Consider the following 25,455-nt stretch of genomic DNA (forward strand, 5'->3'; position numbering starts at 1 on the left):
GAACCTTCTATTTGGGTTTTTAGGTTTTATAGGACTTCGGTATATATTTTTATTGGTTTATAAATACTTTCCTACTAACCATCAAATTTTAGGTGTGTCTTTATTTCCAACTGTTTTTTATCTTGCAAATTTACATTTTTGGACTTCGGGTGTAGGGAAGGATGCTTTAGCTTTTGGGCCATTGCTTGGTTTCTATTTTCCATTCAGCAATACAAAGAAAAATGGTGGCAGGCTTCCATTGCTTTCTTTTTTATTTATATGTGTAGGCCTCATATGGGGCAAGCGATTATTGGAGGAGCTACAGTCGCTATTCTCATGGGAACAGATATTAAAAACACCTATAAATTTGGTTTGGCATCTTTGGCATTGATAGGTTCCATTTACATGAGTACTTATACTTTGGATGCATTGAAATTGGAAAGTTTTGATTTAGAGACTTTAGAAGCTTTTTCTGCAAGCAAGTCAGGTAATTTAAATACTAGAAATGTAGGATCTAGAGTGGATATATCTAATTATTCTTTACCCATGAAGCTATTTACTTATTTATTTAGACCCTTGTTTTTTGATGCCCATAATATTGTAACCTTTATAAGTTCCTTCGAAAACCTGCTTTATTTATGGTTAAGTTTTTTTATCTATAAGAATTGGTCGGTAGAAGCATTAAGGGATATGCCGTTATTTTTAAAGGTAGCCATGGTTACTTTTATACCGGTGACCTTTGCCTTTATGAGTGCTTTAAGTAATTTGGGAATAACTATGCGCATGAAAAATATGCTGATGATTTATTTCTTGCTTTTTTGTTTTTACTTGATCACACATAAAAAATACACCCTTTACCTGAGGAGTTTGGATCGGAAAAAATTCTTTCAGCGTAGGCAAGCCATTATTGACGCCAAAAAGAAAAATGCTATTTGATTACTTTATTTTTAATAGGCTTTGAAAAAAGAAATTTATTATTTCTGCCCAAATACCCAAGAAAAGGAGCGAGTAGCAGATTAAGGACTTACCAGTTTTTGCCTTTGTGGGAAAGCATGGGGTACACAGTTTCTGTAAGTTCATTTTTTACTGAACACTACCTGGAAAAAATTTACAGCCATCAATCTCCTGGGATTTGGCATGTTTTGAAATGTTATTTCCGTAGATTTTCACTACTCTTCACGGTTTATAAGTACGATTTGATAATTATTGAAAAAGAGATTTTCCCTTATTTGCCGGCAATTGCTGAATGGATTTTATCTAAAATTAAAGGGTATTGGGTGGATTATGATGATGCTGTTTTTCATAATTATGACCAAGGTACCAATCGGTTGGTAAGTTTGCTTATGTCCAACAAGATAGACCAAGTGATGCAATTTGCAAATAGGGTGATTGTCGGCAATGATTACTTAAAAAGAAGAGCCACTTTGGCCGGAGCAACAAATATTGTGGTTTTTCCCACGGTTATAAATACCCTCAGGTACAATAAAAAAGTTTCTAATTCAATAAATACAACTGTAACCATTGGATGGATTGGCTCACCAAGCACCCTAAAATACTTAGAACCTATGCTACCGGTTTTAAATTGGCTTCATCAACATTATTCTATAAAGTTTTTATTGGTTGACGGTAAGAGTAAAATAAAGTTTGAGGGCGAAATTGAGTCAATTATTTGGACAGAAGAAGGGGAGGTGGATGCCATCCATAAAATGGACATTGGCATCATGCCTTTGCCTGATAATCCTTGGGAAAATGGGAAATGTGCCTATAAATTAATTCAGTACATGGCTTGTGGCTTATCGGTGGTTGCCTCCCCAATAGGAATGAACAAAGAGGTGGTCAATCACGGTGAGAATGGATTTTTAGCCGGTACATCTGAAGAATGGAAATGTTCCTTGGAAAAACTAATCCTCGACCCTCAATTGAGAATGGAGTTTGGGAAAAAAGGTCGGGAAAAGGTGTTTAGGGAATATACCTTGCAGGGAAATTTTATGAGATTTAATAAAATGGTAGACCAAGAATTTCCCAAATAATTTCTACTATTGAAGAGTCTGTATTCATTTTATACGAATATCCCATCAGTAAATTCTCTTTAAACCCTGTGATGCTGGCCTAACCATTTATCTTAAATATCTTTTTCCATCTTCATTTTAGGAATTTAATAATTTTCCTTTTTAAACAATCCTTCAAAAGTTATTGAAATAGACAAAATCCATAAATAAACATCCAAATATATTCCTTTAAAAAAGTAGGCTAATCCGAATAGAAATGTTGCTTTTTTATATCTAAATAAAACTGGACTTAATAACCAAATTCCAAAAATTAGGAAATGAATGGTGAAAGAAATATTGAGGATAAGAGCATTTGCTAAATGAAAAAATGAGGCGAGAATGAGATAAATTCTCCATGATAGCTTTGAATAAAGCAAAAATATAATACCTGATATCTCAAATAATACTCCTGAATAATCAATTATTTCTAATAAAATAGGATTTGCATTTAAAAAGAACTCCGCTAGTAAAGGTTTTTGTGTGGCAGGAAAATATAGGTCATATACCCATCTTAAAAAACCGTTTGTAGTTAGGTCGAAGTCAATCCAGTGGTATGCCTTTTGTAAGCCTGCTGTGAAATATCCAAATATTATAGCAATGCTAAATAACATTAATGTCCTGGAATGAACCGTTATTTTCTTATCGGGCCTAATTGAAAAATATGTGGATGAATTAGTAAAAGCAAAAACTAGGAATATTATGGACTCAAATATTTTATGGTCAATCTTTCCAAGGCTATATCCAAATCCGTTATTTACAATTGTCAAAAAAATAGACCTATAAATGCAACTCTAGAAAAGAAACCAATTATCGTGGCTAATAAAAAAATAAGAATGAGATAATCTGTTAATTCAAAATAAATAGGTGGAGGAAAACCTCCAAATAAATTAGCAACACTGAAAGGTTTTGGTAAAAATAAGCTGTCAGGAATAGAAGATATCCATGAGAATTTTGTTCTAAAATATATAAGAAAGACTATACCAAAAAATACTCTATAAAAACTTAAATGCTTTTCATTAATATCTGTAATTTTAGTTATCCGATTAAAAAATTCTCCTAAAAATGCTTCAGTTAAGGCTATAAGTTTTTTCATAAATAATGGTTTCAGATTCTATTTGCTTTTGATTTAGGTTGTATTTCATTTGTATTTTTCTTATTACAAATATTGAATCAGAATAGCCTGCTTCATTTAAATTCGTACGTAACCACAGTTTAGTAGCTTTAATTTTATTTGGTGTCAAGTTATTTCCTTCGAATATTTTCTTTTTTGTAAAAGGAATGAGGTAGAAATGTTTATATGGTTCCAAACCAAAATTACCTTTTATTATTGAGTGAAAATATTGAGGTGGTATATTTTTAAGTAATGTTTGTGAATTGAGTTTAACTAAAGAGTCTTTCATTGCATAAAGCTCGTACCTTTCAAAGGTCCTAATGTCATTTTGAACATTTAACGTTGAAGCGCCAGTTGGAAAAATAATGGCTGGATAAATTTCTAATCCAGGTTGTAAAGACTTGATTGTAAATGGAATAAATAGAGTTAGAAATATTATTATAGCCTGTTTTATATTTTTAAAATTCGAAGTTGATTGGACAAAGGTCATTTTTGTTGTTTTAAATAGGCTTAATATTGGTGATTTTAGGTAAATGATTTATCTATTTCAAATAAAATTAAAGTTTTGAAGGAATTAAAATTCTAATATGTTTTTTTAGCCTAACCAGTCATTTTCCTTTTGGTATTTCAAAGTGAATTTTACAGGATATTGCGAGTGAATAATATGATTTTATTCTAGCCTTCCCTATTTTAGGACATTTTTAAATTTGACAAATAATTATTTTTGATCAAATTTAATAAAGAATTTAATTCAAGGAAAGATTAGAATTTTGGATGATTTAATTCAGAACCGTTAATTTGGGCCGGATTTTATCGCGGTTAGAATAATATTGGTTTTAGAAGTAATTTAGCTTATAATGAAATTCAAAAAGTAATAATAGTTAACCTTGAATTGGATTATTAACTTCTTTTTTAATGTCAAATCAGTAACATGCGAGTAAAATTTCGATTTAGGTATTTCATGAATCTCGAAATAGTACAAATAGAGAGGCGGAACACCGATTTGGTAATTTCGCCTTTTTTAGTAAGTTGTAGTTACAATACAACAATTTCCCAATGCAACATACAAAATTATCCGGACAGCCGATTATCTGCCAACTGCTTTTTTTCATCCCTCGGAAATTAGTGGATCAAGCAACGGAAACTTTTAAACCAGATCACTATCATAAGAACATGAGTACTTGGAAACAGCTCGTTTTTATGCTTTATGGAGTTATATCAAAAACTAATTCGCTGAATAGTCTATGCAAGTGCCTGCTTTGTTTGGAGATTAAGCTTAGCTATTTAGGTGTTTATAAACTTCCTGCCCGCAGTACGCTTTCTGACGCCAACCGGAAGCGTTCAAATGAAGTATTTGATTATATTTATTACTTGCTGTTAGCCCATAAAAAGCCTGAGTTCTCAGAAGGTTATCTGAGTTTGCCATCAAGGGAGAATTGCCGCTTGATAAAGTCAAGCTAGTTGATTCTGCTACTTTGATTCTATTTACCGATGTATTTAAATGAGTAGGAAGAAACCCCATGACCGCAAGAAAAATGGAGGTATAAATGCTCATGAAGTGCTTCCGCTGGACAATCTGTATTCTGAATTGGTCTGGCTGACAACAGCCAGTACTAATGACAACGATTCTCTCAGACAGCTTAAACCTCAGAAGGGTAGTATTTATGTTTTCGATAAGGGCTATTTAATTACTCGGTCTACAAAAAATGGATAGAAGACGGCTCATTTTTCGTCACACGGCTCAATGAGAATAAGAACTACGAAGTGATTAGTACACAAAGGGAAGACATTCACTACTTCCTTTCTGCAGGTCCTACTTTAAATCAGTCTGTCACCTTAAGAGCTGCGGGAGCATCACTAAAGGTAAGTTTAATAACCTACCCCCCTTGACAGGCAAAATTTTCAGGTTTCTGAGCAACTTGTTTGACTTTAAACCTTACACGATCCTATTGTTATATAGGAACCGCTGGGGGCTACCTTTCATTAAAAAAATCAAGTTGGGATATTTTTTCTCGGACAGCCGTTAGGGTATCAAAACGCAAGATTTGATCGTGTTAATAGGCAACCTGATCTTCAATGTCATTCACAAAAGGATAAAAGAAGCAGAACAATTCACCACCTTGGTCGCCATGGCAAAAGGTAACCTAATCTCCTATATTTGCTTTCAAACTATGCTAAAATCCCGCTACCTCAATGCAGAACAACGAGATCTAGAAATAATACAATTAGATATTTTCATTATTGAACATAAGGATGTTTTCAAAGAAAAGATAAAGTATCCTAATTAGCCTGTAAAACCAATATTTTAATACATTTAGAAAATTACTCGGATGACAGTATTGTCAAATAATCTTTTTTAATAAATTTCACAAATATGAAAATTCTATTTATTTCCTGGGATTCTGATCAAACAAATTACATGGAAAATTTGTTTTTCCAATTTTTAGTGGTTTACAAAAGGAATTGGACTGTCAATTTTTTGTGCTTCAATTTTCTTGGGCCGAAACGAGAGAGGTGAACCGAATTAATGCCCTTGCTCAAGAATTTCAAATTACTTTTCAGCAACAACCGGTAAGGCGAAAGCCCCACCCAGTTTTAGGTTCCTTGTTGGCTAAACAACTAGGCCAAAACGTTATAAAAAGAATGGTGGCAAAACATGGTATAACCCATCTAATGCCCCGATCTACTATGCCGGCAATGATGGTCAATTCTATTTTTAAATGGGCAAAAAAGAGGAATTTGAAAATTGTATTTGATGCTGATGGACTACCAATCCAGGAAAGGGTTGATTATGCCGGATTAAAAGAAAACAGTTTACAATACCATTGGCTAAAAAAAGCAGAAACGAAATTGCTAAAGCAAGCTGATTTGGTATTGGTACGTTCAGTATTGGCCAAAGATGTTCACCTTCAAAATATTGGTCAGGCCCATAAAGACAAGTTTTTTAAAGTAAGCAACGGGAGGATTAAAAGTAGGTTTAAACCTGATCCGGCTTTAAGGGAACAAATAAGAAAGGAGCTAAACGTATTACCTCACGCAATGCTGTGGTTGTATTCCGGAAGTATCGGTCCACAGTATCTTTTAAGTGAGATGTTGCAATTGTTTGATTCTTACCATATTCATCATCCTGAAAGCAAGTTTCTTTTTCTAATTAGAAACCCTACTTTTCTAGCTGAAGCCATCCCCAGTCGGTTAAAACATGCCATAATTTTAAAGTCAGTCAGTTATGAGTTTTTGCCTGCTTATTATGCTGCAGCAGATATTGGGGTCAATTTAAGGAAACCTGCGCCTAGCCTTGTAGGCATCGCTCCAATCAAAGTAAGCGAGTACTTATTGGCCGGCTTACCAATTATATCTTCCAGGGGAATCGGTGATTTGGATGAAATGATAGGTGAGGAATCTTATTGTTTTATGTACCCCTCTGGTAATAATGAGGAATTAAATCACTGGCTTTTGGGAATAAAAGAAATTTCAAGGGAGAACATTAGGGCACAATCTATCCAAAGCTTTGCTTTAGAAAATAGCATAAATGAATACAAACAAGCGCTGAAGTCTTCAAATTTGTAGAAGATGTTCGGAGATATCTTTTTTATAATTTTTTTGATAGTGGGCTTCTCTTATGGTACTAACATTTGGGCTCAAACGCAAGGTTATTCATCTGTACAAACTGCTTGGTTATTTGGCTTATGGGCTTATCACCTGTTAATTGGCCTTGTCTTTTACCAATATATTCTTTCGAATGGTGGAGACAGTTATAGATATTGGACCATTGATCCGGAAAACACGGAAATCTCTAGCTGGATGGGTTTTTTGGCACCGGCACCTATTTTATGTATTGGTTCAATTACCCTTTTTCTCAATTGGGGGATTGGGGTATTTTGCCGGCACCATCCTTTATTCAAGCCTATCTTTTGTTGGTTTTCTGCTGGTATTTCAACTAATAAGCAATAGTTTTAATACTTTTAGTAAGCGAATATTTTCTCAAGTAATTGTAGTGGTTTTATTTTTTCCGAATGTACATTTCTGGACAGCCGGTATTGGTAAGGAGGCATTATTATGGTTGGGTTTGGCAATGGTTTTGTTCGGTATTCATTACTTTTCAAGCAGGTCAATATTGATTATTATAGGCTTACTACTCTCATTAATGGTTAGACCTATTCAAGGTTTGGTCTTAACCATTGCGGTTTTATTGGTTTTACCCTTTCATAAATCCTTAAAACCATACCGTAACAAAGTTTTTCCTTTGGCTATTTTTTCGATTTTTTTAATTATAGCCTATCGATACATCAAAGGAAGTTTGATCTATGGTTTTAACCTGGAGTGGATAGGTAAGCTATTGGATTGGCAAAATCAATTTTTGGCATCATTTGGAGGAGGAAGCTCAGTTGATATGCAGGGATACAACTGGATTGAAAAGTTAATTACAGTGGTTTTTAGGCCATTTATTTGGGAATTAAAGGATTTTTGGACCTTAGCTGCCGGCATTGAAAATACTTTTTTACTAGTAATATTTTGTATTGCAGTGTATGGTCTGTTTTATTTGAAAGGTCGAATTAATATTCCTATGTACCTATGGATAGCACTGATATATGGGATGCTTTTATCTGTTTTATACAGCATTACCTTAAATAATTTGGGCATTATCATGCGAATGAAAAGTATATACCTCCCATTTTTTATTATTTTAGGTTTTTATCTTTATTTTGAAGTAGCCAATAAAAAGGCCAAAGAATGAATCGTCCAACTTTAGTCATATCCTTGGATTTTGAGCTTCACTGGGGGAGGTTTGATAAAGCGCCTCTCCAAGCCTGTGAAGCCTATTACCAAACCACTAGGCGGATTGTTCCCCATTTACTGGCCATGTTTGAAAAATATAAGGTTGAAGTTACTTGGGCCACAGTTGGTATGTTAATGGCAGATGGTCCGGAAGAATGGTTAAAATATAGTCCGGAAATAAAGCCAAATTATAAGAATTCAAATCTTTCAGCATACAATTGGTTTAAAGCAACCAAAGCAACCAAGGATGCCCTTTTTGCTCCTGAATTGGTGAAGGCAATCCTGGAAACTCCGGGACAAGAGCTGGCAAGTCATACATTTTCCCATTATTATACAATGGAAAATGGACAAGAAAATTTGGCTTTTCCAGCAGATCTGATGGCAGCCCAAAAGATAGCTTACGAAAAATTCGGCAAAAAGCTTAGTTCTTTGGTTTTTCCTCGCAATCAATTCAATGCTGAAGCCATCCAGGTAGCGAGCGAATTGGGCTTTACTTCCGTAAGAACAAATCCTGTGGATTGGTTTTGGAAAACACCGGAAAAAGGAGAGTTGCTAAAAAAAATATGGAGAACCTCTGATGCTATATTTTCCTTGGGTAAAAAAACATCCTATCAGCTGGGAGAAAAGAAGATTCATGAGCCCATAATAATCCCTGCTTCTCGATTTTTAAGACCCTTTCAGGCCAAGCTTGGACGACTTAACCAAATGAAAGTCAATAGAATCATTGAAGAAATCAACACGGCAGCTATAAACAATGAAGTTTACCACATTTGGTGGCATCCACATAACCACGGTAATTTCCCGGAAGAAAGCCTAAGAGAGGTGGAACAAATCCTTAAACATTTTGCATATTGTAGAGAAAAATACAATATGCAATCCAAAAGCATGGATAGTCTATCTCAAGCGCTAGTACCGGTTCAGTAATTCTGTTTTTAATGGCGATTCATTTGATTTTTTGTTTGTCTTATAAAACAATATCGCCCTACTTTTTATACCTTTCTTTTTTCTAGAAAACCTTTTCCTTTGCCTTCTAGGTGGTTAAAAAATCTAAGTCGAATTTATATTGGAATTATATCCGATTTTGGCTTTAATATTTGTCCCCTTGAGTAATTAGTATTTATTTTGGCCTTGCTTAAAAACTAATCACTATGAATTTATCAAAATTTAAAGACAGCATTCAAGAAGGGAAAATGCCGGAAGGATTGACTGTTTATTTGAAGTCTTTATGGTTGGATGGCAATGGAGATTGGACGAAAGCCCATGGGTTAATTGACCAAATGGAAGATGAAGATGCTGCTTTTTTGCATGCTTATTTACACAGAAAAGAAGGAGATATAGGAAATGCTTCCTACTGGTATAGAAGAGCAGGTAAAACTAAACCTTCCATAGGTCTTGAGCAGGAATGGGAGCAAATGGTTTTATATTTTTTAGATCAAATAAAAAAATAATAAATTTTATTTTTTAAATAAGTAAACTATTGTTTGCCTTTTCTGTGTTAACGATTAATATTGGAATTCAATTTAGAATGAAATAATGAAGATAGCATTAATAGCCCATGATGGGAAAAAAGCAGATATGGTCCATTTTATTGGTGGATGCAAACCGGCATTGGAGGGGATAACCCTTGTTGCAACAGGAACTACAGGATCACATATAGAAAAAGCTGGATTTGAAGTTGAAAAATTACTTTCCGGGCCTTTGGGAGGGGATGCTCAAATAGGTGCCATGGTGGCACAAAAAGAGTTAGATATGGTGATTTTCTTTAGAGACCCCCTAGGAAAGCACCCGCATGAGCCGGATGTTCAAATGTTGATGAGAATTTGTGATGTTCACAATGTCCCTTTGGCAACCAATTTGGCAGCAGCAGAGCTGATGATAAAATATTTCAATAAGTAATTGAAGGATCCTAGAGTAGAATAACATGCAAGACCAACCTATTAACATAAAAAAAATTGGAGTTCTTACCTCAGGAGGAGATGCTCCGGGAATGAATGCTGCCATTAGGGCAGTGGTGCGTGCCGGATTTTATTATAATTTGGAGGTATATGGAATATACCGTGGTTATGAAGGGATGATCAATAATGACATCAGAAAACTTGACAGTAGATCCATTGCACATGTCTTAGAGAGAGGGGGAACATTTTTAAAATCAGCAAGAAGTCTAGAATTCCGAACCCCTGAAGGAAGGAAAAAAGCTTACGATAACTTAAAAAGTCATGGTATTGATGCCTTGGTGGTGATCGGTGGAGATGGTTCCCTTACCGGTGCTCACTTGTTTTATAAAGAATTTGGTATCCCAGCTGTTGGGCTGCCAGGAACCATTGACAATGATTTGTTTGGAACCGATTTGACCATTGGATTTGATACAGCATGTAATACAGCCATAGAAGCAATTGATAAAATTAGGGACACAGCCACTTCACATGACCGTTTGTTTTTTGTAGAAGTGATGGGTAGAGATGCCGGTTTTATCGCCATCAATGCGGGCATAGGAAGTGCCGCTGCGGCGATTCTTATTCCGGAAAAGAAATTTCCTGTGGAGAAATTGATTGATCGGCTAAAATTTAGGGAGAAAGCCAAAAAAGAAAGTAATATAGTCATAGTGGCTGAAGGCGGTAAAAGTGGTGGAGCGCAAGAAATTTCTGAAAAGGTAAAAAAGATTTTGCCTACTTATGACATTAAGGTGACGATCCTTGGGCACCTTCAAAGAGGTGGGGCTCCATCCTCTTTTGATAGGATTTTGTCTAGTAAGTTAGGTGTTTCTGCAGTGGAAGGGTTGCTAAAAGGTAAATTCGATGTGATGGTTGGAATTATCAATAATAAAATTGTTTACACCCCCATAAAAAGAGCTATAATAGATGATAAAGAGGTTGATGATGAAGACCTTCGTATTGCCGGTATTCTGTCCACCTGATTTAATTATAAAAATTAGAAGAAAAGATTATCATTAACCTTTTCTTTTAAAGATTTCGTTCAAATAAGTGAATTATTTTAAATAGCTAGTTAAAGCTACTCATGAACAAAAACAGCCACTGGAAAACAGTGGCTGTTTTTGTTTTATAAATATTTTCAATTGCTATCATTTTTAAGCATATTGTGTTTTCAATATTTTATTTAATATTATCCATACCCAAACAAACCTATTAAGTATGAAAAAAATACTGAATATTTACAGCAGCGTTTTCAGGATGAGAAAAACGCTAAATTAATTAACACAGAAAAAACACAACCATTATTTGAAGAGCCTAAAAATGAAAGGCGTTCTTTTTTAAGAAAGCAGTTCTTGGAGGAATAAGCTTGGGGGGAATGATGTCCCTGCCTATGGAAGAAACTTTGGCTCACACCACTTCTAAAGTAAACCGTCTTTCTAATCCTTCAGACCTAAAAATTACCGATATGCGCATTGCCCAATATGGGAATGTGCCTTTATTAAAGATTTATACCAATCAGGGAATTCATGGTTTAGGGGATGTGAGAGATGGTGGGGATAAGCGTTATGCCTTGATGTTGAAGAGTAGAATTTTGGGTGAAAACCCATGTAATATTGAGAAAATATTTAAAAGAATAGAACAATTTGGCTGGCATGGCAGGCAAGGTGGGGGAGTTTCAGGCGTTGAAATGGCCCTTTGGGACCTTGCCGGAAAAGCATATGGTGTGCCACTCTACCAGCTTCTAGGGGGAAAATTCAGGGATAAAGTAAGAATTTATGTGGATACGCCTACCGTTCAAGATCCTGATGAATTTGCAAATAAAATGAAAAGTCGTGTAGACATGGGATATACCATGTTAAAGATGGACATAGGAATAGGTCTGATTAAAGATCAAAAAGACACCTTAACCAATAAGTCTCCATGGGGGCCAATGAGGGGATGGTCAGATACAGATGTGATGAGTTATACACAAACACCTCATCAATTTACCCATGTTCAAATTACGCCCAAAGGTTTGGAGAAAATGGTGGAATATGCTGCCAAAGCAAGGGAAAAGGTAGGCTTTGAAATTCCTTTGGCGATTGACCACTTTGGACATATGGGTTACAATGAAATGATCAAATTGGCCAATGCCTTTGAACCATACAATATAGCTTGGTTGGAAGACTTGATTCCTTGGCAAAATACCGAACAATGGAAACGTGTCACTGAATCAATTTCAACTCCTACCCTTACCGGTGAAGATGCCTACCATAAGAAGAATTTTAAAGACCTTATAGAAAACAGGGCAGTGGATTTGGTTCACCCGGATCCTGGAAGTGTTGGAGGTTATCTTCAAACCAAAAAGGTTGGGGATTATGCTGAAGAATATGGCATAGGTATGGCACTTCACCATGCGGCTTCACCCATTACCTTTATGGGCACAGTACACGCAGCAGCGGCCACCTATAACTTCATAGGTTTGGAGCACCATTCAGTAGACAATCCTTGGTGGGAAGATCTGGTTACAGGGATTGATAAACCTTTTGTAAAGGATGGTTATGTTACGGTGCCTGAATCTCCCGGCATAGGCCTTGAATTAAATGAGGATGAAGTTAAGAAAAGATTGAGAGAGGGGGAGAAATTTTTCGCTCCCACTGATGATTGGAATGAAATTAGGTCTTGGGACAGAACCTGGAGTTAATCAAATCATCCAACAACTCGGCATATTTTTTGCTGAGTTGTTGGTTCAATTTTACCACCTTAGGATGGCTAATAATACCATGGAAGGTTAAAAGTATTTAATGAGTATAACAATATGAAGTCTAAACAAATTCTTTCTATTCTCTTACAATTAGTAGTGGCTGGCTTAGTCATTATTTTTACAGCTTATTTACTACCCGGAATTGTAGTAGATGACCTGATCACAGGTATTCTTATCGCAGCGCTTTTGGCCTTACTAAACGTCACTATTAAACCAATTTTAATATTTTTCACGATTCCGATCACTATACTTACTTTGGGTTTGTTTTTATTGGTCATTAATGCTTTGATGGTGATGTTGGCAGCTGATATAGTTAATGGCTTTGCTGTAGGGAATTTTTGGTGGGCACTATTGTTTAGTTTGGTTCTTTCGTTGGTAAATTCCATTCTTGGTATTTCGCTTGGTCGAGGTTTAGGCAGCTAAAAAAAGGCAATATTTTAAGTAGGCATCTAAACATTTTGACAAAAGGCCTGTTAAGTTTGTATATCTGTAAAAAAATCATCATTTTATATAAGAATTAAAAAAGGCGTTTATTTAATATGATTTTTGGTTTGATGGTCTGATAATTAGTGCCATAGGTTTGAGCTTTCTGAAAGGATTTTTTTATAGCTAATAGTTAAGGAAATATCGAATAGATATTATGAAGTATGCTCCAATTTTCTTTTAATTGTGACTTTAATGCAGCGAAATAGAATTAATTAACCCACCCTCCAAAAAGATGAAATATCCAAACGACGGTTTTTTGCCAAAAAATATAGAAGAGTTAAAGCAGGAACTCAAATCAAATAATAAGAGCTTTAAAATTATTCCCAGCGAGGATAATACGGATGAATATGTCAATTTTTATTTTATAGGTAAATATGAAGGAAAAGAAGTGATATATGATGCTGTATTGTATACCCTAAAGCTTCATTATCAAAGTGAGTTGTATGAATTGGCAGAGCATGAGGCAGCCAAAAAATTCCCTAATTATCAGGGGATCAAGTACAATGAAGATGAGAACGGTAATCTTATTCCTTTGAAAGCGGAAGAAGAGGAAATTGGGTGGTTTATCACAGAAATGATTATGGACATGGAGGAAGAAGGTGCCGTAAAAGTCCAGGAATTTTTAGACTTGGATACTCACCACGATTATGGTATCGGTTTGGATGCTGCCCTTAATTTGGAGTCTCTGGATGAAAAAGCCATTGAAGATTTTGTTGAGGCATTTAACGAAGACAGCCTTAAACTTGACGATACTTTTTATACGTTTGAATCTGAAGAAGAGGAAGAAGATTAAAAATTTGACTCCATATCATAAAAATCTTTTAATTTGCCCCAATATTTTGCCCTAAATATCAAAATCCCTTTTATTTCGTTACGGGCAGAAATCAATTCAAAATCAAATATTTCCTTTCTGCTTTTTATTACACCTTAGCAATACTGTTCTAAAATATCCCAACAGCCTGATCATTTTTCGAAAACTACAATTCCTGGGAAAGCTCAGGACAGGCGGCATTAACCCTGACCATTGTCAGAACGGAGAAATCCTATTGCATGATCTAGATTTAATGATTTACTGGTTTAATTTTATTACCAATTACCTTTACTTTGTGGTAGGAGATAAAAAAATTACTTACTTATGCTTAAAGTAGCTTGGTCTACGAAATACGCTCATCCGTTGCCGGAGGGACATAGATTTCCCATGGAGAAGTATGATTTGCTTCCCGAACAATTACTTTATGAAGGAACCCTTTATGAAGATAATTTTTTTGAGCCTGAGCCCTGTCAGGAAGAAGTAATCACCGCTATTCATGAAAGTCTGTATTTGGAAAAATTAAAAGGATTATCACTCAACAAGTCAGAGATAAGGAGAACAGGTTTCCCATTGAGCAAAGAATTGGTCGAAAGAGAAATTCAAATCATGAATGGTTCGGTAATGGCCTCTTTATTTGCTTTGAAGGATGGGATAGGAATGAATATTGCCGGAGGTACCCACCATGCTTTCAAGGACAGAGGGGAAGGTTTTTGTCTATTAAATGACATAGCCATTGCAGCTAAATTTCTCCTTACAAAAAATGAGATTGATAAGGTTTTGGTGGTAGACTTAGATGTGCATCAAGGCAATGGCACGGCCTCCATTTTCGAAAATGACCCGGAGGTTTTTACATTTAGCATGCATGGCAAGCACAATTACCCCATGCACAAAGAACAATCAGACCTTGATGTTCCCTTGGAAGACCAAACGGATGACCAAACCTATCTGTCACTGCTGGAAAGTCATCTGCCAAAGTTAATAACCAGGGTTGCACCTGATTTTATCATCTATCAATCCGGAGTAGATGTTTTGGCTACTGATAAATTGGGAAGATTGGGATTGACCATTCAAGGTTGTAAAGAAAGAGACAAGCTAGTATTGACTCATGCAAAAACAAACAAGATTCCGATCATGTGTTGTATGGGAGGAGGATATTCACTGAAAATAAGTGATATTATTGAGGCCCATGCCAATACTTTCCGTTTGGCACAGGAGCTTTTCTTCTAAGTATTATTATGTTAATGATTATTAGCCTTTTGATACAGACAATATTATATGTTAGTTTTATGTCTGAATAATAGAAAAACAGGTATTTTGGATTTATTAATGTCCATAGAATTTGTAAAAGATTAAGAATCCTTATATTTGCCTCAATCAATTTTAAAACCAATATAAAGTGAGAAGAAATTTAACATTATTCAGTGCGATCGCGTTCTTAGGACTCCTTATTGGGGCTTGTAATACTTCGACTCCTAACGAATCTGTGTCAGGCGGAGAAGAAAAGAAAGATGTTTCAGATATAAAAATTGCTTATATCGTTACAGATAGCGTGATCAATAATTTTGATTATTTTAAAGAAAAGTCTGCTGAAATTGCTGAGAAAGGTAATAAATACCAGAATGAATTGACCAATAGGGCCAAGGGATTTGAACAAGAAGTTGCCAGTTTCCAAAGTACGGGAGGTAATATGACCAGAAACCAAGCGCAGGCGAAGCAAGAAGAGTTGATGAAAAAAGAGGAAAACCTGATGACTTACAGACAGAACATCATGACTGAACTGCAAGCTGATGAAACGAATCTTTACAATGAGGTATACGATAAAATCCAGGTTTACCTAAATGAGTATGCGACTGAAAATGGTCTTGAGATGATCCTTTCTTACACTAGAGGTGGTGGCGTATGGTATGCTAAGGAAAGCTTTGATATTACCGACGAGGTGATTTCAGGTTTAAATGATGATTATAAAAATAATGACAATTCAGGTACAGGAGAAAAGGAAGAAACTCCTGCCAGTGAATAATAAGGGCACATATCAGTATAAGATTTATAAATGCCCGGTTTTCCGGGCTTTTTTTTAATTTTTACTCGATTGGCATGAAAAATGCCTTTTGGTGGAATAGCCAACAATGGCTTTAAGAGGAATTATTAGTTCGGTTAATTATAAACGATAGAGATGGAAATCACCAATTTTCTAAAAAATCATTTCAGACATTTTAATGCAGCAGCACTCATTGATGCTGCCGAGGGATATAAATCCCATTTAGACAACAATGGAAAAATGATGGTAACCCTTGCCGGGGCGATGTCAACTGCCGAACTGGGGATTTCTTTGGCAGAGATGATCCGTCAGGATAAGGTTCATATCATTACCTGCACAGGAGCCAATCTGGAAGAAGATGTATTCAACCTAGTTGCACATGATTATTATGAGCGGATACCGGAATATAGAGATTTGACACCGCAGCAAGAGCAAGACTTGGTTGACAGGCACATGAATAGGGTGACAGATACCTGTATTCCTGAAATGGAAGCCATGCGGAGAATTGAAAATGTAATCCTAGAAGAATGGCAAAAAGCAGATCAATCTGGAGAACAATTTTTCCCTCATGAGTTTTTCTATAAAATTTTATTATCAGGGAAACTTGAAAGTGAATACCAGATAGATCCCAAAGACAGCTGGCTATTGGAAGCTGCAAAGAAAAACATTCCAATTATTGTTCCCGGATGGGAGGATTCTACTTTAGGAAATATGTTTGCCGGACATGTTATTTCCGGAGACATAAAAAATGTCCATACCGTAAAAGGAGGTATTCAGTACATGATGTTTTTGGCAGAGTGGTATACAGAAAATGCCAAAGAAGATAGCACCGTTGGGTTTTTCCAGATAGGTGGCGGAATAGCCGGTGATTTTCCTATTTGTGTAGTGCCGATGCTCCATCAGGATTTGCAGCGAGATGGAGTTCCTCTGTGGGGTTATTTCTGTCAGATCTCAGACAGTACCACCTCCTACGGCTCTTATTCAGGAGCTGTGCCAAATGAAAAGATAACTTGGGGAAAACTGGGAATAGACACACCTAAATATATTATAGAATCAGATGCCACAATTGTAGCACCTTTAGTGTTTGCGATTGTTTTGGGGCAATGAATTGAACAAAATGAACAATGCAATAGCAATTTTATTTAGAGCAAGTACATTTATTGTGCTTGCTCTTTTCACTTTTATCCATCTTATGGACAATCACCTGTATTTTCTTTGGCTTATGATGAACAACAGCCTATAATAAGTCCTGAAGGTGATTTGTATTTTACTTTGGCTTATCACCCCCAAAATAAAGGTGGACAGAAAGACAGTGGTGATGTTTGGTTTGCTACAGAAGATGACCAGGGTTTTAGCTCCCCGGTACCTGTTCCGGAGCTTTCCACTAAACATTACGACTTGCTAATTGGGTTTTATCAGCAAAGTGAAGTGCTAGTTTATCATGCCAACTTAAACAACCAACAGGTAATTCAATCCTATATCAAGGATGTCGAGGGTTGGAAAAAAGGGGAGGTCATCCAACTTCCAGGTCTAAAAATTAATGGAGATTACTTTAGCGCCTCTCTTGATGCTACGGGGAAAATAATGACGATATCTATGGATTCCTATGGGACCTATGGGAATGAAGATATTTATGTGTCCAAATACAATGGTAAATCTTGGTCAAGGCCTTTAAACATTGGAGGGGAAATTAATACTAACAAACAAGAATTAAGTCCCAGCCTTTCTTATGCCGGGGATAGCCTTTATTTTGCTAGCAATGCCTATGATACACAAAAAGGTATAGAAATATATGGCAGTAAAAGGCTTGACAATACATGGACAAATTGGAGTCCCCCGTATTGCTAAAACTGTCTCAATTGCAGGGTATTGAAATGTATTATTTTCAAGACCTTAAAAATAAAAGAGCCTTTTTACTAACACTCAGAAAAGCGAGGGATTTGGAAATATCTATATTTTGGAAAACAAAGCTCCTGAGATGATTCCTGCTCCACCCCTTGCAAAGAATCGTACTGACCAAAGACCTACAAGTGTTTCAAATGATCGCCCAAATAGCTCTTCAACTATTGTAAATTCCATTTCCAATTCGGATACCCTTTTGCTTTCAAACCCTCAAAGAGAAAGCAAGGAAGTGGTTGGTATATCTGAAAAATTAGATGCATTAGCGATTGGCGAACAGCTAATATTAGAAAATGTTTTGTTTAGAAAGGCTACTGTAGATTTATTGGATTCAGCATCCTCCATACTTGTGTTGGATGAATTGGCTACATTTATGGTAAAGTACCCCCACAAAAAGATGCTAATAGAGGGCCATACAGACAGCTACGGGAATGCCAATGTAAACATGCGATTATCTTTGGCCCGTGCTGATAAAATCAAAGAACTCCTTGTGAATAGAGGGGTTGCAGCTAGCAATTTACAAACCAAAGGCCGGGGTGGCAAAAAGCCTATTGCGACCAACTCAAATGAGGCCGGTAGGAAAAAGAACAGGAGAGTAGAAATAAAGTTGATTGCAGAAGACTAATATGTTGTAAATATTCCAATAATCCGTGTATAAAAACAAAAAATGAGGGATTCTAATATGGATTCCCCCATTTTTTGTGGTGCTTATGAAGCAACTTTTGATTTATAATTGCTAGGGCTAATTCATCATTCCCGGAGAAGCTCCTCCTTCGCTTTCTTTCAGATCTTCGTTGTTAACCCCTCTTTTTTCCTTCTTCCACCATCTACACTTAGCTTCCCAATTCTATAAGAGAAGTTGATTTTGAAATTCATGAAGCGCATACCTGTTACACTTTGTTGTGTAATGGTAGGGGTAGATAATTCATTTCTGATTTTAAATTCAGGAGTGAAAAAGTTTTCAGCACCAAAACCAATACTGCCTCTTTTTTCTGCAAATTGCTTGTTTAGGCTTAAGCTATAGATACCGAAACCTCCAGAAGAACCCTGCAATTGTACCCTTCTGCCTCGGTAAAAGCTAAAGGCCTGGATTTGCCAGTTTTTCGGTAGTGTATAATTCCCAAATAATCTTCCACTGATCACAAAACCTTCATTCTGGGCTTTGTATTGTGGGTTGTCTTGTCCATTGTCCAATTGGGCATAATATCCATCAATAGACCCATTCAAAGAAAACTTACCTGATATATTTATATTGGAAAAGATGCCCAGACCATAAGCTCTTTCATTTCCAATGTTTTCGTAAGTGGTAAAGATTACATCATCATCTTGAATTGTCCTAACCGGTTGAATTGAACCTGTAGTATTTCTCAAGTAGGAGGTGAAGTTGAGTGAAGTTCCCTTGATAAAGGTACTGTAGGACAATTCATAATTATCAGTCATTTCCGGATCCAATAAAGGATTACCTTGAGTGATCTGCTGCGGGTTAGAGGCTTGAATATTTGGATTCAAGTAATTCAAAGATGGTCTTTGAATTCTTCTATTATAGGCGGCTTTTAGCATATTTCCATTGGCCAATTTCCTGCCAAAGTTCATATTGGGAACTACGGTGCCATAAGATGGGATTTCAACCGGAACGTCTGAAGAAAGGAAATCTGCATCAATATTGGTGTATTCATACCGAATGCCGGTTTTGAGGGTGTAATGTTCTAAGAACCCTAAGGTATAAGACAAATATCCGGCAGTTACATTTTGGTTGTAATTAAACTGGTTAGACAAGTCAACATCTTCATTTTCCACATATTCACCATCTGCACCCGCTGCGCTATAATAAGCGAAGTCACTAGTGGCCCTTCTTAAAATGTTTTTAGCTCCATATTCGATAATCTGTTCATCCTTAGCGCCAAGAGGGGTGACGTAATCTACCTGAACAGTGAATTCCTCATTGAGGTTATCATTGTCATTTCTAATCCTACTGATTATTTGATCGAAGGTCTCATTGTATAAGCTATTGACAAAGTCATTGGTTTGATTACTTCTTGAATAGAGGCCTGAAAAACTAATTTCTTTACCTTTCTTTTCATAAGACTTGGTGTAATTGTAACTAACATCCAAATTGTTAGAAAGATTGTCAGTACTCACATCCCTAAGTAACTCACTGACCAGCATGTCTTCTATATAAGTTTCTGTATATAGGTCATCTTGCTTATTCTTCATGTTTCTAAGCCCAAAACTCACTGAGGTTGTCATGAAATTATATTTGTTGATTTCATAATCCCAACCGAAATTATACCTACCAAACATCATATTGTTTCTGGTGTCAGCACCCTGTAATATTCTGGTAGATGAACCATCATCAGCAAGCAATGTTTGCTCATTTTCAAAGCTACCCAGGACATTGTATCCGGCTCTTCCAAAACCGCCTAAAGAAAAGCCCATTTTACCTTTTTCAAGGCCGCATTTAAACCAAGATTTGAACCTCTCAAACCTGCACTGGTATTGATATTTAAGGAAGCTCCTTGAAGTTTGTTCTTTTTTGTGACAATATTGATTACGCCACCTGTACCTTCAGCATCATATTTAGCGGATGGTGAAGTAATTACTTCTACGGACTTGATTTCTTCCGCAGGTATTTGCTTTAAGGCATCTGCAATATTATTGGCTACGATCGCAGACTGTTTATTGTCTATTAATACAAGGATATTGCTACTTCCTCTCATGGAAACATTTCCATCCAAGTCTACTGTCAACATTGGAACTCTTCTCAATACATCTGAAGCATCTCCACCAACGGTGGTTTTGTCATTCTCAGCATTGTATATGGTTCTGTCAACCTTCTCTGTAATAAGACTTCTTTGTCCCTGAACAGTTACTTCTTCTAAAGAAACCTCTGACTCGCTCAAGCCAATGTTTCCTAAAAATAATGATGGGGTATTGGGTCCCACTTGGATATCATCTCTGACAAATGTGTCATAGCCTACAAAACTCAATTCCACTTTGTATTTCCCGGCATCTTTTACATTAAAAAAGAACTCTCCATTGTCATCTGCAACTCCTCCTGCAATGGATGTCTCAGAAGCTGATTCCTTTAGAAATGCCGTAGCATAGGGGATGGGCTCACCTGTAGCTTGATTAACTACTTTTCCTGATATTTTATATTCCTTCTTTTCCGAAGTTTGTTGACCCATGGCAATTTGAGATGCTTGGGTCAGCATTATTATGGAAATAAATAATAGTTTGGCTATTTTTCTCATTTGTCTATGTTTTCCAATATTGTTAATGTTATTTAATACCTATACAAAAGAAAAATTTTCTCTCCAATTATAAAAGTGCAATAGATAAGAAGGGTAGATCAATCGACCAAAAGCGGATTTGAGCAGACCAATAATGATGAACACAATTGGAACCAAGTTTTATAGATGAATTCCCGCTATCTAACGATGTTCTGTCCTATTTGGTAGATTTAAACTTTTCATTTAATAACTTTCTTTTATGTTTACATAGGATTATTACATTTCGGAGCCAATAAACTCCAAATCTATTCTTTATGACAAATTCAATTAAGCCTAGAAAAATCACTTTTCTTATCCATATTCTGATTTGGATATTTATAGCCATAGTGATTTTTGTAGTAAGCCCCTTTCGTGGAAAGTAGACCTACCGATAGAGTATTGGTTCAAACAAGGCCTGACACTTTTATTTCTTATCCTAGGGTTTTACCTTAATATGTACGTTTTGGTACCTAAATTACTCTTCAAGGATAGAATTTGGGCATTTATAGGTTTAGGTATTTTACTAATACTTTTATTTTTATTTTTGATCATTCAGTTTGAGAATCTTGTGAATCTACCTGAGTTAATGCACAATGCATTTAGGCCCGACAAACCTTACTTACCCAAACCCAGAAATTTCAGTTATGATCTTTTTACCATATTATTGCTTTTGTTTGGTCTGGGGATCAGTACCAGTGTGGTGGTAGTTGAAAAATGGCAGACGGATGCTGGTCTGAGAAGGCAAATGGAAAAAGAAAAAGTCTCTTCTGAATTGTCCTATTTAAAAGCTCAAATTAATCCTCATTTTTTCTTCAACACCCTGAATAATATATATTCATTAACCAATATAGATGTTGAAAGGGCACAAAAAGCCATTTTAAAACTCTCCAGAATGATGCGTTATGTCTTGTACGAAACAGATAAGGATACTACCTATTTGAGTAAGGAGCTTGACTTTATCAAAGATTATGTAGATTTGATGCAGTTAAGGTTGACAGATAAGGTAAAGCTGATCTTGAATATTCAGGAGACAGGAGAAGACATTACCATTGCACCTATGCTATTGCTTCCATTTATCGAAAATTGTTTCAAACACGGAGTAAGTTCAAAAACTGAAAGCAAAATTGAAATTTATATTGGCCAAAAAGGTAAGGTCCTCGAGCTTAAAACTGTAAATTTAAAATTCCCTCCCAACCCGAAGAGCAAAGAGAACATGGGGAGTGGTATTGGACTTACCAACACCAGAAGGCGGTTGGACCTAATTTATGGAGAAAAATGTAAATTACTGATTGATGAGGAAAATCCTGAGAATGAATATCGGGTTCAATTAAATTTAAATTTGGGATGAAAATCAAATGTGTGGTAGTAGATGATGAGCCTTTGGCATTGGAGTTGGTTTGTAACTTTGTGAACAAGACAGGCTTTTTGGAGCTGAAAGCCAAATTTGATAGCGCCCTAGACGCCTTGTCTTTTATCAATGCTAATTCGGTCGATTTGATTTTTTAGATATACAGATGTCTGATTTAACCGGTATGGAGTTGGCCCGTGTCCTAGAAGGGCGCAAAGGAAATCATTCACCTAAAATAATCTTCACTACTGCTTATAATCAATTTGCAATAGAAGGATATAAAGTTGACGCTCTTGATTATTTATTAAAGCCTTTTGGCTACGAAGAATTTCTAAGCGCCAGTCAAAAAGCTTTAAAATATTTTGAGCAACGCGTTGAAAATAGAAATTCTATTGCGGAAGATTATTTATTTTTAAAAGTGGAATACCAATTGGTAAAAGTGATGCTAAAAGACATTATTTTGGTAGAAGGCTATAAAGATTATGTTAAAGTTCATCTGGACGGCAAAGAATCGCCTCTGCTTTCTTTGACAACGCTCAAAAATATGGAAGAATTACTTCCTGAAAATCAATTCATGCGCGTGCATCGTTCTTATATCATATCACTGGAACAGATCAAAAGTATCAGCAAAAGTACCGTGAATATGGGAATAATGAGCATCGGAATTAGTGATGGATATAAAGAAAAATTTTTACAGTTTATTAGCAAATGGATCAATTAAAGGAGTTTATTTAAAACTAGATCAAGCATTTTTGAAGCTCGACTCGGAGAAAGGTAATAAAGCTAAAAATAATCCGCTTGGCTTATTTGATTATGTGAAGAAAATAAAAAAAGCTTCCGGTAGGCTTTATTAAATATACCGGAAGCTTTAAGTATGGTAATTAAAAAGCTAGTTTTCTATTTTACTTTCCAAAGGTATTGTCCATAGCCTTGGGCTTCCATTTCACTTTTTGGAATGAATTTCATTGCTGCCGAATTCATGCAGTATCTTAAACCGGTAGGTTCAGGACCATCATTAAAAACGTGACCCAAATGGGAATCACCGAATTTGCTTCTAACTTCAACTCTCACCATTCCATGCCCTCTATCTATTGGTTTTTCTAAATACCTCGCATCAATGGGCTTGGTAAAACTTGGCCAACCAGAGCCTGATTCATATTTGTCACTAGAACTGAACAATGGAGCGCCAGAAACAATACATACATAGATTCCTTCTGCTTTATTGCCATTGTACTCATTGTTAAAAGACCTTTCTGTGGCATCTTCCATTGTAACTTGATATTGAAGGGGAGTTAATTTTTCTTTCAACTCTTTTTTTGAAGGTTTAGGATAATTGCTTGCCTTAGGCACCTCCCAATAATTGCTGATAAACCGGTCTCTCCCGGATCCCGTCCTGTAGCTTTTATAGGCTTGAGGTTCCTTTTTATAATAATCCTGATGATACGCTTCTGCTGGGTAGAAGTTTGTGAATTTCACTATGGGGGTAACTATGGGCTTGTCAAAAATTCCTGCACCATCAATATCTTGTTTAATAGATTCGGCCACTTTTTTCTGTTTGTTGTCATGGTAAAAAATTGCGGATTCGTATTGACTGCCTCTATCATAAAAGCTTCCTCCTTCATCTGTGGGATCGTATTGTTGAAAGAAAATATCAATTACCTCTGAATAACTGATCACATCCGGATCAAAAGTTACTTGTACGGCCTCTTTATGGCTTGTTTTACCTGAAGAAACTTGAGAATAGGTGGGGTTTTTCTCCTTTCCTCCGGCATAGCCTGAAACGACAGATAAAATGCCATCAATGCCTTCAAATGGAGATTCTATGCACCAAAAACATCCTCCAGCAAATGTTGCTTTTTCGGTATTTCCGGCATAAGATTCAATGTTTTCAGGTTCCACCTCCCCTGAGGCTTTATTTGATCCATTGCATGATGTCACTGCTATACAAATCAATGCCAATGCTAATAACATTGGTTTAATGGGATATTTCATAAATATGTGTTTTAATCCAATTTTAAAACGGTAAAGTTTCTAAAATTGTTCAGTTATGATTTAAGTTCAACCAAGTTGAAATGGCTTTGCTTTACCTTTTTTAGAATCCTATATACGGTTTTTTAAGGCCATAAGGTTTTAACAGTTATAATTTTCTCATTGAAAATAGGGAATGAACACAAAGTGAATTTCAGGTATTGGCATCTAACAACCTTTACCAAAAAGGAACTAAAAAAAGTAAAAACAACGTCAATTACCTATAAAAAGCTTTATTAAATCTAGCTCAGATTTAAAGGGAAAGTAGTGCTTCAAAAACAGCTAATGGCATCGTTTTTGTCCAATTATAGATATGACCTTGGTCATAATAATTTAAACTGGCCAAGGAGCAAATTAATTATAAAACTTAACCAACATTAATTATGAAATTGAGTGCATTGTATTTAAGTATTGGAGCTTCGACATTGCTTTTGCTTTCGTCTTGTGGAGAAAACAAATCCACAGAAAATCCAATATCGTCCACTACAAATGAAGTGGAAGAAAGAAGTGTTGAAACAAGTGAGGAAATAAAAGAAGATTTTACTTCTTTCAAAAATGAAATCACCGACGAAAAAGAAGCACTTGAGGATGAACTTCAAGAAATCAAGAATAACATAAAAGAGAATCAAATAGAACCTGCCAACGAAAAAATTGATCAATACTTATCAGAGGCAGACAATAGCTTGAAAAATTTGGAAATCAAGGTGAAAGAGTTTGAAAATGCTTCAGAAAAGCGAAAAGCGCAAATTCAATCAGAATTTGAATCTCTTGAGAAAAAAGCTGAAAAAAGCATTGAAAATTTAAAAAACGAACTTAACAATATATAGATAAGCCCATTATTTATATAGAGAAGGCTATTCCCTTAATTTGGGGATAGCCTTTTTTTGTGCTTGCCTACTCTGAAAACAGGTCCCTTTAACTACCACATTTTTGGGTAGGACTATTAAATCATACCTATTGCCTATGACGCTATTAAACGATTGATGGA

General features: G+C 35.8%; 25 protein-coding genes and 2 pseudogenes. 22 read left to right on the forward strand and 5 right to left on the reverse strand.

The genetic code is table 11. The annotated features are described in order from the left end of the window. The first annotated feature begins 138 nt into the window (after positions 1 to 138). Both WG932_RS01385 and WG932_RS01390 read left to right on the forward strand, forming a co-directional pair. Positions 139 to 915 (forward strand): hypothetical protein, encoded by a 777-nt coding sequence (locus tag WG932_RS01385; RefSeq protein WP_483086668.1) that lies wholly within the window; start codon positions 139 to 141, stop codon positions 913 to 915. After that, complete coding sequence (locus WG932_RS01390) at positions 912 to 2,009, forward strand: glycosyltransferase family 4 protein (RefSeq protein ID WP_483086669.1); 1,098 nt, start codon at positions 912 to 914, stop codon at positions 2,007 to 2,009. Before WG932_RS01385 ends, WG932_RS01390 begins: the two co-directional genes overlap by 4 nt. Before the next feature lie 125 nt (positions 2,010 to 2,134). Here WG932_RS01390 and WG932_RS01395 read toward each other — a convergent pair whose 3' ends face one another. The 3 genes from WG932_RS01395 to WG932_RS01405 are packed head-to-tail and all read right to left on the reverse strand — an operon-like array spanning position 2,135 to position 3,628. Then, a complete protein-coding gene (locus WG932_RS01395) occupies positions 2,135 to 2,794 on the reverse strand; it encodes a hypothetical protein (protein WP_483086670.1) in 660 nt (219 codons plus the stop codon). Further along, on the reverse strand, positions 2,791 to 3,120 hold the full coding sequence (locus WG932_RS01400) for a hypothetical protein (protein ID WP_483086671.1): 330 nt from the start codon (positions 3,118 to 3,120) through the stop codon (positions 2,791 to 2,793). Before WG932_RS01400 ends, WG932_RS01395 begins: the two co-directional genes overlap by 4 nt. After that, positions 3,095 to 3,628: a hypothetical protein gene (locus tag WG932_RS01405; protein WP_483086672.1), complete on the reverse strand. Its 534-nt coding sequence runs from the start codon at positions 3,626 to 3,628 to the stop codon at positions 3,095 to 3,097. Before WG932_RS01405 ends, WG932_RS01400 begins: the two co-directional genes overlap by 26 nt. Positions 3,629 to 4,194: 566 nt before the next feature. Between WG932_RS01405 and WG932_RS01410 the strand changes: the two genes are divergently transcribed. The 17 genes from WG932_RS01410 to WG932_RS01490 all read left to right on the forward strand — a co-directional run bounded on the left by WG932_RS01410 (position 4,195) and on the right by WG932_RS01490 (position 18,447). Beyond that, complete coding sequence (locus WG932_RS01410) at positions 4,195 to 4,599, forward strand: DUF4372 domain-containing protein (protein ID WP_483086673.1); 405 nt, start codon at positions 4,195 to 4,197, stop codon at positions 4,597 to 4,599. A 40-nt stretch (positions 4,600 to 4,639) separates the two neighbouring features. Beyond that, positions 4,640 to 4,852 carry a hypothetical protein gene (locus tag WG932_RS01415; RefSeq protein WP_483086674.1) on the forward strand — a complete coding sequence of 71 codons (213 nt, stop codon included), beginning with the start codon at positions 4,640 to 4,642 and terminating at the stop codon, positions 4,850 to 4,852. A 331-nt stretch (positions 4,853 to 5,183) separates the two neighbouring features. Beyond that, entirely contained in the window at positions 5,184 to 5,426 is a 243-nt protein-coding gene (locus WG932_RS01420; protein WP_483086675.1) for a hypothetical protein, read from the forward strand. Positions 5,427 to 5,601: 175 nt separating this feature from the next. Then, entirely contained in the window at positions 5,602 to 6,705 is a 1,104-nt protein-coding gene (locus WG932_RS01425) for a glycosyltransferase family protein (protein WP_483086676.1), read from the forward strand. 172 nt (positions 6,706 to 6,877) lie between these two features. Then, a complete protein-coding gene (locus WG932_RS01430) occupies positions 6,878 to 7,873 on the forward strand; it encodes a hypothetical protein (protein ID WP_483086677.1) in 996 nt (331 codons plus the stop codon). Next, the gene (locus tag WG932_RS01435) at positions 7,870 to 8,838 is read left to right on the forward strand and encodes a polysaccharide deacetylase family protein (RefSeq protein WP_483086678.1); all 969 of its coding nucleotides are present in this window, start codon (positions 7,870 to 7,872) and stop codon (positions 8,836 to 8,838) included. The genes WG932_RS01430 and WG932_RS01435 overlap by 4 nt, the downstream gene beginning before the upstream one ends. 224 nt (positions 8,839 to 9,062) lie before the next feature. Next, entirely contained in the window at positions 9,063 to 9,362 is a 300-nt protein-coding gene (locus tag WG932_RS01440) for a hypothetical protein (protein WP_014021716.1), read from the forward strand. An 85-nt stretch (positions 9,363 to 9,447) separates the two neighbouring features. After that, the gene (locus WG932_RS01445) at positions 9,448 to 9,810 is read left to right on the forward strand and encodes a methylglyoxal synthase (RefSeq protein ID WP_014021717.1); all 363 of its coding nucleotides are present in this window, start codon (positions 9,448 to 9,450) and stop codon (positions 9,808 to 9,810) included. Positions 9,811 to 9,835: 25 nt separating this feature from the next. Then, entirely contained in the window at positions 9,836 to 10,828 is a 993-nt protein-coding gene (gene pfkA, locus WG932_RS01450; RefSeq protein WP_149392471.1) for a 6-phosphofructokinase, read from the forward strand. A 392-nt stretch (positions 10,829 to 11,220) separates the two neighbouring features. Continuing rightward, positions 11,221 to 12,528, forward strand: coding sequence for a mandelate racemase/muconate lactonizing enzyme family protein (locus tag WG932_RS01455; RefSeq protein ID WP_483086679.1), 1,308 nt, complete (start codon positions 11,221 to 11,223; stop codon positions 12,526 to 12,528). A 114-nt stretch (positions 12,529 to 12,642) separates the two neighbouring features. Further along, positions 12,643 to 13,011, forward strand: a complete 369-nt coding sequence (locus WG932_RS01460; RefSeq protein ID WP_014021720.1) for a phage holin family protein — start codon at positions 12,643 to 12,645, stop codon at positions 13,009 to 13,011. Between the two features lie 295 nt (positions 13,012 to 13,306). After that, entirely contained in the window at positions 13,307 to 13,867 is a 561-nt protein-coding gene (locus WG932_RS01465) for a hypothetical protein (RefSeq protein WP_014021721.1), read from the forward strand. Between the two features lie 342 nt (positions 13,868 to 14,209). Then, on the forward strand, positions 14,210 to 15,112 hold the full coding sequence (locus WG932_RS01470) for a histone deacetylase family protein (RefSeq protein WP_483086680.1): 903 nt from the start codon (positions 14,210 to 14,212) through the stop codon (positions 15,110 to 15,112). 169 nt (positions 15,113 to 15,281) lie between these two features. Continuing rightward, complete coding sequence (locus tag WG932_RS01475) at positions 15,282 to 15,905, forward strand: OmpH/Skp family outer membrane protein (RefSeq protein WP_014021723.1); 624 nt, start codon at positions 15,282 to 15,284, stop codon at positions 15,903 to 15,905. A gap of 153 nt (positions 15,906 to 16,058) precedes the next feature. Further along, entirely contained in the window at positions 16,059 to 17,030 is a 972-nt protein-coding gene (locus WG932_RS01480; RefSeq protein WP_014021724.1) for a deoxyhypusine synthase family protein, read from the forward strand. A 108-nt stretch (positions 17,031 to 17,138) separates the two neighbouring features. Beyond that, a complete protein-coding gene (locus tag WG932_RS01485) occupies positions 17,139 to 17,771 on the forward strand; it encodes a hypothetical protein (protein WP_483086681.1) in 633 nt (210 codons plus the stop codon). 109 nt (positions 17,772 to 17,880) lie between these two features. Continuing rightward, positions 17,881 to 18,447: an OmpA family protein gene (locus WG932_RS01490; RefSeq protein ID WP_483086682.1), complete on the forward strand. Its 567-nt coding sequence runs from the start codon at positions 17,881 to 17,883 to the stop codon at positions 18,445 to 18,447. Between the two features lie 117 nt (positions 18,448 to 18,564). Here the strand turns inward: WG932_RS01490 and WG932_RS01495 are convergent. Then, positions 18,565 to 21,073, reverse strand: a pseudogene (locus WG932_RS01495) (TonB-dependent receptor). A gap of 472 nt (positions 21,074 to 21,545) precedes the next feature. On the opposite strand from WG932_RS01495, the gene WG932_RS01500 reads away from it, so the two are divergent. Both WG932_RS01500 and WG932_RS01505 read left to right on the forward strand, forming a co-directional pair. After that, the gene (locus WG932_RS01500) at positions 21,546 to 22,439 is read left to right on the forward strand and encodes a sensor histidine kinase (protein WP_483086683.1); all 894 of its coding nucleotides are present in this window, start codon (positions 21,546 to 21,548) and stop codon (positions 22,437 to 22,439) included. Beyond that, positions 22,436 to 23,160 (forward strand): annotated as a pseudogene (locus tag WG932_RS01505) (LytR/AlgR family response regulator transcription factor). The gene WG932_RS01500 and the pseudogene WG932_RS01505 overlap by 4 nt, the downstream one beginning before the upstream one ends. Positions 23,161 to 23,336: 176 nt before the next feature. On the opposite strand, the gene msrB reads toward WG932_RS01505, so the two are convergent. Then, positions 23,337 to 24,431, reverse strand: a complete 1,095-nt coding sequence (gene msrB / locus WG932_RS01510; RefSeq protein ID WP_483086684.1) for a peptide-methionine (R)-S-oxide reductase MsrB — start codon at positions 24,429 to 24,431, stop codon at positions 23,337 to 23,339. A 419-nt stretch (positions 24,432 to 24,850) separates the two neighbouring features. Between msrB and WG932_RS01515 the strand changes: the two genes are divergently transcribed. Further along, complete coding sequence (locus WG932_RS01515) at positions 24,851 to 25,294, forward strand: hypothetical protein (protein ID WP_014021730.1); 444 nt, start codon at positions 24,851 to 24,853, stop codon at positions 25,292 to 25,294. The last annotated feature ends 161 nt before the right edge of the window (positions 25,295 to 25,455 follow it).

The sequence above is a fragment of the Cyclobacterium sp. SOCE241 genome, assembly GCF_056867545.1.